Annotated in this window: 8 protein-coding genes and 1 pseudogene; 6 read left to right on the plus strand and 3 right to left on the minus strand. The window is 65.2% G+C overall.

Going from position 1 to position 8,441, the window contains the following annotated elements:
* The 5 genes from AC1P6P_RS11815 to AC1P6P_RS11835 form a co-directional block, all read left to right on the plus strand.
* A partial coding sequence (locus AC1P6P_RS11815) for a KamA family radical SAM protein (RefSeq protein ID WP_481402642.1) occupies positions 1-815 on the plus strand: 815 nt, incomplete at its 5' end.
* Positions 816-953: 138 nt separating this feature from the next.
* Positions 954-1,943, plus strand: coding sequence for a D-alanine--D-alanine ligase family protein (locus AC1P6P_RS11820; protein WP_481402643.1), 990 nt, complete (start codon positions 954-956; stop codon positions 1,941-1,943).
* Positions 1,940-2,905, plus strand: a complete 966-nt coding sequence (locus AC1P6P_RS11825; protein WP_481402644.1) for a D-alanine--D-alanine ligase family protein — start codon at positions 1,940-1,942, stop codon at positions 2,903-2,905. The genes AC1P6P_RS11820 and AC1P6P_RS11825 overlap by 4 nt, the downstream gene beginning before the upstream one ends.
* Positions 2,902-3,501 carry a hypothetical protein gene (locus AC1P6P_RS11830; protein WP_481402645.1) on the plus strand — a complete coding sequence of 200 codons (600 nt, stop codon included), beginning with the start codon at positions 2,902-2,904 and terminating at the stop codon, positions 3,499-3,501. Before AC1P6P_RS11825 ends, AC1P6P_RS11830 begins: the two co-directional genes overlap by 4 nt.
* A 48-nt stretch (positions 3,502-3,549) precedes the next feature.
* Complete coding sequence (locus AC1P6P_RS11835) at positions 3,550-4,776, plus strand: MFS transporter (RefSeq protein ID WP_481402646.1); 1,227 nt, start codon at positions 3,550-3,552, stop codon at positions 4,774-4,776.
* On the opposite strand, the gene AC1P6P_RS11840 is transcribed toward AC1P6P_RS11835, so the two are convergent.
* From AC1P6P_RS11840 to AC1P6P_RS11850, 3 genes are all read right to left on the minus strand, one after another.
* Positions 4,773-5,675 (minus strand): DMT family transporter, encoded by a 903-nt coding sequence (locus AC1P6P_RS11840; RefSeq protein WP_481402647.1) that lies wholly within the window; start codon positions 5,673-5,675, stop codon positions 4,773-4,775. The genes AC1P6P_RS11835 and AC1P6P_RS11840 overlap by 4 nt on opposite strands.
* Positions 5,672-6,643 carry a magnesium transporter CorA family protein gene (locus AC1P6P_RS11845; RefSeq protein ID WP_481402648.1) on the minus strand — a complete coding sequence of 324 codons (972 nt, stop codon included), beginning with the start codon at positions 6,641-6,643 and terminating at the stop codon, positions 5,672-5,674. Before AC1P6P_RS11845 ends, AC1P6P_RS11840 begins: the two co-directional genes overlap by 4 nt.
* Before the next feature lie 89 nt (positions 6,644-6,732).
* Entirely contained in the window at positions 6,733-7,635 is a 903-nt protein-coding gene (locus AC1P6P_RS11850) for a zinc ABC transporter substrate-binding protein (protein WP_481402649.1), read from the minus strand.
* Between the two features lie 476 nt (positions 7,636-8,111).
* Here AC1P6P_RS11850 and AC1P6P_RS11855 point away from each other — a divergent pair.
* Positions 8,112-8,441 (plus strand): annotated as a pseudogene (locus AC1P6P_RS11855) (hypothetical protein); the annotation flags it as partial.

Genomic DNA, 8,441 nt, shown 5'->3' on the forward strand with positions numbered 1-8,441 from the left:
TCGTCCACCGCTATCCCGACCGGGTGCTCTTCCTCACCACCGGCACCTGCTCGACCTATTGCCGCTACTGCACGCGGGCCCGCGTCGTCGGCAATCCCGGCGGCGAGTACCAGTTCTCGATGAAGCAGTGGGAGGAGGCGCTTGCCTATCTCGAAGTCCATACCGAGGTGCGCGACGTGCTGCTGTCGGGCGGCGACCCCTTCACCATCGGCGACGACAAGCTTGACTGGCTGCTCACCCGCCTCAGGGCCCTCAAGCACATCGAATTCCTGCGCATCGGCACCAAGATGCCGATCGTGCTGCCGCAGCGGATCACCAAGGACTTCGCCAAGATGCTGAAGAAGCATCATCCGCTGTTCGTCTCGCTGCACGTCACCCATCCCAAGGAGCTGACCGCCGAAGTGCGCGAAGCGACCGGCCGTCTCGCCGACGCCGGCATTCCGCTCGGCTCGCAGACGGTACTTTTGAAAGACATCAACGACGATCCCGCCGTGATGGTGCCCCTGATGCAGGGCCTCTTAACCTGCCGCGTGAAGCCCTATTATCTTTATGCCTGCGACCCGATCCGTGGCTCGGCGCATTTCCGCGGCGATGTGTCGAAGGGGCTGGAGATCATCCGGGCGCTGCGCGGCCACACCACCGGCTATGCGACGCCGATCTTCGCCATCGATGCACCGGGCGGCGGCGGCAAGATTCAGATCGCTCCCGACAACATCGCCGGCCGCGACGGCGACCGCCTGTTGCTGCGGAACTTCGAAGGCAAAGTCTACAGCTACCCCGATCCCGGCGGCACGCTGGGGCGGAAAGAAGAATAACCCATTACCTCCCTCTTGTGGGGAGGTCGGAGAGCCGAAGGCGATCCGGGTGGGGGGTGGTGCGGAGGGCGAGTTCGGCCCCCCGCCCGAAGCGCTGCGCGCTTCGACCTCCCCACGAGGGGGAGGTAAAGGTGCTTTATGCGTATCGGCGTCACGTATGATTTGAAATCCGACTATCTCGCCCAAGGCTGGAGCGAGGAGCACGCGGCCGAGTTCGACAGCGACGTTACTATCACGGCCATCTGCGACGCGCTTGCCGCGATGGGGCTCACGCCGGTGCGCATCGGCACCGTGAAGGCGCTGGCCGAGCGGCTCGTCGCCGGCGAGTGCTGGGATGGCGTGTTCAATTTCTGCGAAGGCGTCAAAGGCGTCGGCCGCGAGGCGCAGGTGCCGGCGCTGCTGGAAGCTTACGACATCCCGTATGTCTTCTCCGACGCGCTGACGTTGGCGGTCAGCCTCGACAAGGCGTGGTGCAAGCGCATCGTGCGCGATGCCGGCGTGCCGACGCCCGATTTTGCCGTGATCGAGACGCTGGCCGATGCCGACGCCGTCGATCTGCCGTTTCCGCTGTTCCTGAAGCCGGTGGCGGAAGGCTCCGGCAAGGGCATCGACCGGAATTCGCGCGTCACCGACCGCGCGTCGCTGAAAATCACCGCCGCCGATCTGCTCGACCGCTTCCATCAGCCGGTGCTGGCGGAGACGTTCCTGCCGGGGCGCGAGTTCACCGTCGGCATCACCGGCACCGGCGCCGACGCGCAAGTCTTGGGCGTCAGCGAGATCGTGCCGCTGGCGGGCTATGTCGGCGCCGGGTACGGCTACGAGAACAAGCAGGAGCAGTGGGAAGACAAGCTGCGCATCGACCGCGCCCCGCCGGAATTCGCGGCCGCCTCGGGCAAGGTGGCGCTGGCGGCGTGGCGGGCGCTTCGGTGCCGCGACGGCGGACGCATCGATGTGCGCTGCGATGCGGCCGGCCAGCCCCAGTTCATCGAGGTCAATCCGCTTGCCGGCCTGCGCCCCGAGCACTCCGATCTCTGTCTCATCGCCGATCTTGTCGGCCTCACCTATCAGGATTTGATCGGACGCATCATGGCCTCGTTCTTCAAACGCAATCCGCAGCTCGTGCCATGAAAATTCTCGTTCTCCATTCCGATGTCTCCGCCGACGCTCCGCCGGAAGACCAGGATACGCTGATCGCCGCCCGCGCCATTGCCGAGGCGCTGTCGACGCGCGGCCACAGCGCCGCGTTGGCGCCGTTCGTCAACGACCGTGAGCGTTTGCGCAAAACCATTACGCCGCATCGCCCCGACGTGGTGTTCAACCTGGTGGAAGGCATCGACGGCGAAGGGCGGCTGGCGTATCTGGCGCCGCAGATGCTGAACGAAATCGGCGTGCCCTTCACCGGCGCCGGCGCCCGCTCGCTGATCCTCACCAGCGACAAGCCGCGCACCAAGGCGATGCTGCGCGAGGCGGGATTGCCGACGCCGACGTGGTCGGAGCCGCCCGATTGGGATTGGCTCGGGGCCGGGCGCTGGATCGTCAAATGCGCCGACGAGGATGCCTCGGTCGGGCTCGATGATGGTGCCGTGGTCGAAGCGCCCGAGGTGGAAGCCCGTGCCGCGACGTGTGCGGAGAAATTCGGTGGCCGCTGGTTCGCCGAGGAATACATCGAGGGGCGCGAATTCAACATCGCGCTGGTCGAACGTCATGGCGAGCCGCATGTTCTGCCGATGGCCGAGATGATGTTCGTCGGCTGGCCGGTCGAGCGCCCGCGCATCGTCGGCTACAGCGCCAAATGGGACGAGGACTCGTTCGAATCCGTGAAAACGGTGCGCCGCTTCGGCGTCGAATACCGCGAACCCGATCTGGCGCGCGAACTGCGCTTCTGCTGCGAGGAATGCTGGAGCCTGTTCGCCTGCCGCGGCTCGGCGCGGGTCGATTTCCGCATCGATAGCGACGGCCGGCCGCTGATCCTCGAGGTTAATCCCAATCCCGGCATTGCGCCCGATGCGGGGCTGGTGGCGGCGGCGACCGAGGCGGGGCTGTCCTACGCCGATCTGGTGGAGGGCGTCGTCAAGGCCGCGGTGCGATGATCGCGCTTTCCCGCGCCTATGCTTGCGCCGGGGGCGCGCCGCGGATCGATCGTGTCGACGAGCGCATTTTCACGCTTCGCTATTTCGCCGCCTGCATGGATTGCGGCTTCTGCGCCGATCAATGCTGCTCCTACGGCGTCGACATCGATGCTGACAACATCGCGCGGGTGATAAGCCTTGGCGCCGCCTTCGAAGCCTTCGTCGGCGTCCCGCAGTGCGACTGGTTCACGCCCGAGCGCTGGGTTGACGGCGAATTTCCCTCCGGCCGCTACGGGCGCACCCAGACGCGCGCCGGCAAATGCGTTTTCGCCAGTCCTTCGCGCGGCTGCCGCATTCATGCCTGGTGCCTGCAAACCGGCCTCGATTACCATCACTACAAGCCGCTGGTTTCGACGCTGTTTCCGGTGACGTTCGAACTTGGCGCACTGGTGCCGTCGGGCGAGGCGGCGGACGGAACGCTGGTCTGCAGCGGCAACGGCCCGACGCTGTACCAGGGCGCCCGCGATGAGCTGCGCTTCTATTTCGGCGACGGCTTGGTCGGCGAACTCGATGCGCTGGCTGGAATTCTACCGCAAGGCGATTTCATGCTTGGTTAATCGCGGCTTGCGATACTGCGCCCTGGGATTTGGCGCGGGCGCCCCGGCATGGAAAGCACTCCGATCATCGGCCGCAGTACATACCGTTCACTGCTGCCGCACCTGGCGATTGCCGGGTTGTTCGTGATGTGCGGCGTCGGCTTCTGGAACAACATCCTGCTGTTTCCCAAGCTGGCGCAGTTTTTCGGGATTGATGCGTCGCACGCCCGCTATATCCAGGCGCTTTATTCCTGCGGCTACATCGTGTTCGCGGTGCCGTCGGCGCTGTTCCATCGCAAATACGGCTACAAGATCGGCATGATCTTCGCGCTTGGGCTGGTTTCGGTCGGGCCGTTCCTGATCTATCCGGCCATCGCCCAGCATGGCGCCGCGTTTTTCTTCGTCGCGGTGGTGCTGCTCGGCGCCGGCTGGTCGGCGCTGGAGACCAGCCTCAATGCGCTGGCGGTGGAGATGGGCCGGCCGGAAACGGCGGTACGGCGGCTCAATTTCGTGCAGTCGTTTTTCCCGGTCGGCGTCGTCATCGGCTACATCATGGGCCGTTGGCTCTATCCCTCCGATCTGCACCTTTCCTTCAACGTGCTGGCCGAGACCGCGGCGCGGCCCTACATCGTCGTCGGCTTGGCGGTGCTGTTCCTCGCTTTCCTGCTCGAACGGGTGGAGTTTCCGGCGCGCTCCGGCATTCGCTCCGGCGGCTTAAAGGAAGCCGGCGTCGAACTGCGCGCCGTGCTGGCCGATGCGAAGGTTATGTTCGGCGCGGTGGCGATCTTTGCGTGCATCGCCATTCAGTCGACGCTGCAGGGCGCCAACTACCAGTACGTCACCGAGCAGTACCCCGGCTTCACCTACGACTTCGCCGAAAACATGGTGTTCGCGGCGCTGATCGTGTTCGGCGTCGGCCGCTTCCTCGGCACTGCGCTGACGGGCGTGATCAAGCCGGCCCGGCTGTATCTTTGCAGCGTCGTCGCCTGCCTCACCTTCACCCTCGGGGCGCTGGCGTTCGGCGGCGTGGCGGGCTTCTATTGCCTGATGGCGACCAACATCTGCATGGGCATCGGCTATCCGACCGTGTTCGCGGCGACGATCAAGGATCTGCGCTCGTCCGCCAATGTCGGCGCCGGCGTACTGGTGACCGCGTCGGGCCTGTCGGGCCTCATCATCCCGCTGGCGATGAACTTCCTGATCGCGGCGGCGAGCGCGCGCGTCGCAGTCCTGATGGCGCTGCCGTGCTTCGTGCTGTTGCTGATCTACGCCCGCAAAGCGCTGCGGACCGCCTAGGTCAGCGGTTCGGTCGGCATTTCGACGCGGTGATGGTATTCGCGCCAGGCGATCAACAGGCCCGATGCGATCACCACGCCGGCCCCGGTCAGCACCATGGCTTCGGGATGTTCGCCGAGCACGAACCAGCCGAGCAGCATCGCCCACACCATCGCGGTGTAGTCGAACGGCGCCAGCAGCGACGGCTCGCCGTAGCGGTAGGAATAGGTCATCAGCACCTGGCCCATGCCGCCGAAGATGCCGCACGAGGTGAGCAGCGCGATCTGCGTCCACGACAGCGCGACATGATCGAACGCCATGGCGACGAGGCCGGCGAGCGCGCAGGCGCTCATGAAATAGAAGACGATGGCCTCGGAGCGTTCGGTGGCCGACATCTGGCGTATCCACACCACGATGAAGGCCGACAGCAGCGTGAAGGCAAGGGCGTAGAAAACGCCCTTGGTGAGCTTCAGCGCCAGCAGCGCCGCAAGACCGCCGTGCGGCTCCATCATGATGAGCACGCCGGCAAAGCCGATCATCACCGCCGCCCAGCGCCACGGTCCGGCGTGTTCCTTCAGCATGATCGCCGCCAGCACCACTGCGAAGATCGGCTGCATGAAGCCGAATGCCGTCACGGTGACGAGCGGCAAGAGCGCCAGGGCGGTGAAGTTGGTGAACATGGCAGCGACCCCGACGGCGCCGCGCACCACATGCACCAGCGGCCGTTCGGTCCGAATCGCCGCGATCGGCCCAACGGTGAAGAAGGTCCACACCAGCAGCGGCAATAGCGCGAAGAAGCCGCGGAAGAACACCACCTCGCCAATCGGTACCGGTCCGGCGAGCTTGATGGCGGCATACATGCAGGAGAAGGCGAGCGACTGACCGAGCTTCAGCGCAATCGCCAGCGCGTTGTGTCTCAAAGCCAGCCTTTGCGCTTGAACCAGATGTAGGGAACGATGGCCGATACCACCATCACCAGCCAGGCGAAGGGATAGGCCCAGGGCTGGTCGAGTTCGGGCATGTGATGGAAATTCATGCCCCAGATCGAGGCGAACAGGGTGGGCGGCAGGAACACCATCGCCGCCACCGACATGATCTTGATGATGTTGTTCTGGTCGATGTTGATCAGGCCGAGGGTGGCGTCGAGCAGGTACGACAGCCGGCTGGTGAGATAGTTCAAATGGTCCTGCAGCGAGTTGACGTCGCGCGTCAGTGTCTTGACGTGGGGCAGGACATCCTTGTTGTCGGCGTTGTCCATCGCCTGCTGCAGGAAGGCGAGCATGCGGGCGAGGGTGAGAAGGCTTTCGCGGATCTTGCCGGCGAGATCGTGCTTGCGGCCGAGCGCTTTCAGCACGTCCTGGAATTTGCGGCTCGAGATCGGCTCCTTGGGATTGTCGCTATCGAAGATGTCGCGGCTGATGTGCTCGATCTCGGTGGAGGCGCGCTCCTGGATGTCGGCGAGCCGGTCGATGATGACGTCGAGCAGGTCGAGCAGCACGTTCTCGGCCTTGGTGGCGGGAACGGTGCCGCGACGGCAGCGCGCCTCGAAGGTGCGGAACGGCTGCGGCTCGGTGTAGCGGATGGTGATCAGGGTGTTGCGGATCAGCGCGAAGGTGACGACGCCCGCGACCGGGCTTTCGGTGCCGGAATTGGCCAGCACCAGGCCGGTCATGTAGAGCGCTGCGTTTTCGGCATAGAGCCGCGACGACACCTCGATCTCTTCCATGTCGGCGCGGGTCGGCAGGTCGACGCCCAGCGAGTTGTTGACCGCCTGGCGCTCCTCGGGACTGGGATCGAACAGGTCAACCCACAGCGCGTCGCCGGGAATGCCGTCCGCATCCGGAACAATTCTGAGGCCGCCGTTCAGCGGCAGGTAGGTCTTCATCATCGGACGCAGTCCGGAACGGGCGATTGGATGGGACCTGTCCCCAAGGGGCGACGAGGCGCGCCGACCATAGCCTCGACTTTGGAACGAGGCTAACTCTTTTTCGTCAGGCAGCCGGCGAGCGACTGCGCCAGATTGCGCAGCAGCCGGTCATACAGCTCCGGCCCCGGCTCGAGGTCCGCGCCCAAAGGATCGAGCACGCCGACGCGGGCCTTGGTGTCGGCGTCGAGGGTGTCGATCAGCTTGGGCGGAAATTGCGGCTCGCGGAACAGGCAGACGGCGCGCCCCGAGGTGACGGCCTGGCGAAGCTCGGCGATGCGGCGGGCACCGACCGGCCGGTCGGGAGCGACGGTCACCGCTCCGGCCGGCCTCAGGCCATAGCGCGCCTCGAAATAGTGATAGGCGTCGTGGAAGACGAGATAGGGCTGGCTGCGCACCGGCGCGAGCGTCGCGGCGATATCGCGGTCGAGGGCTTGCAGGCGGGCGATGCGGCGGGCGGCGTTGGCGCGGTAGCGCGCCGCGTGGGCGGGATCGGCTTTGCTGAGGGCCTCGGCGATGGCCTTGGTAAAGGCGATGGCGTTATTGGGATCGAGCCAGACATGCGGATCGGTGGGGCCGTGGTCGCGGTCACCGTCGTCGCCCCAGAGGCCGCCGCGTCGCGCCGCCAGCCGCACCACGCCGGGCGCCTGTTCCAGAACCACCACGCGCCCGCTCGCCGACGCCAGCGCACCGGAAAGATAGGTCTCCATGTCGGGGCCGATCTCAAAGATCAGTGCCGCGGCGCGCAGCTTGCGGGCATCGGACGGCTTCAGGGCATAGGAATGCTCCGACAGCGCGCCGCCGATCAGCAGGTCGGGTGTGCCGACCCCTTCCATCACGCCGGCGACGAGGGAATGGACCGGCTTCAGTGTCGCCAGCACTTGCGGCTCCGCCATCGCGGCCGTGGCGGCAAAAACGACGGGAATCAGGCGGAGAAAAAGGCGGGCGATCAGCATGGCGCGCACAGGCCGGCATCGTCGCCCGGCTGTCAACTGGCGATCCGGTACCGCTGCGGCAAAAGGTGTGAGGGGGTGCGGCGGCATCGGGTTGGCGGCGAGGAAGGCGTGCAATCGGCTCGATACTGCGGCGCCGAAGAGTGCGGCGCAACCGATGATGGTTTGTGCCCCATGCGATTGGTAATCGCGCTACGTGCCGGATTCGGGAGCGAGATTCCGATCGCGTCGGGGAGTGCGCCGGCCGGATCGGGTGCTGCCACGGTAGCGGTAACCATCGCGGTACGGGTATTCGCAAATTCGAATGGTTTCAGGAAGGACCGTTTATTGTCATGAGGCTTTCATAAAGCGGCTTTCGCCTTAACCATACTCGTGCGGAATTTCGCCTAACTTCCGCCATCTCGCTTCCCAATCCCGCCAAAATTCGTTACCGTCAATTCTAAACAAAAACCTAATGTCTCTTGGGCTTGGTGGGGTAAATGGACAACGGGGTTTCTGGCGGCTCGAGCCGCGGTCTGAAGACCTTTATCAGCGCGACCTTCATGCTTTCGTTGGTGGGTTGCGGCGGCCTGGGACTGCTGCCGCATGAAACCAAGGTCTCGCAGAATTCCTTCGCGACCTACGAGCAGGTGCAGTCGGCCTACACCGACGTCGTGCCGGGGCAAACGCGCTTGACCGATCTGCCGAAGCTCGGCTTCGACACGGCGACGACGCCGAACGTCGAAGTCCTGAGCTATCTCGGCGTGATCGAACGCTTCATGCCGCGCTCGTCGATGAGCTTCGATCATCTGGCGCCGCAGGTGCAGGCG

The sequence above is a fragment of the Rhizomicrobium sp. genome (assembly GCF_056722145.1).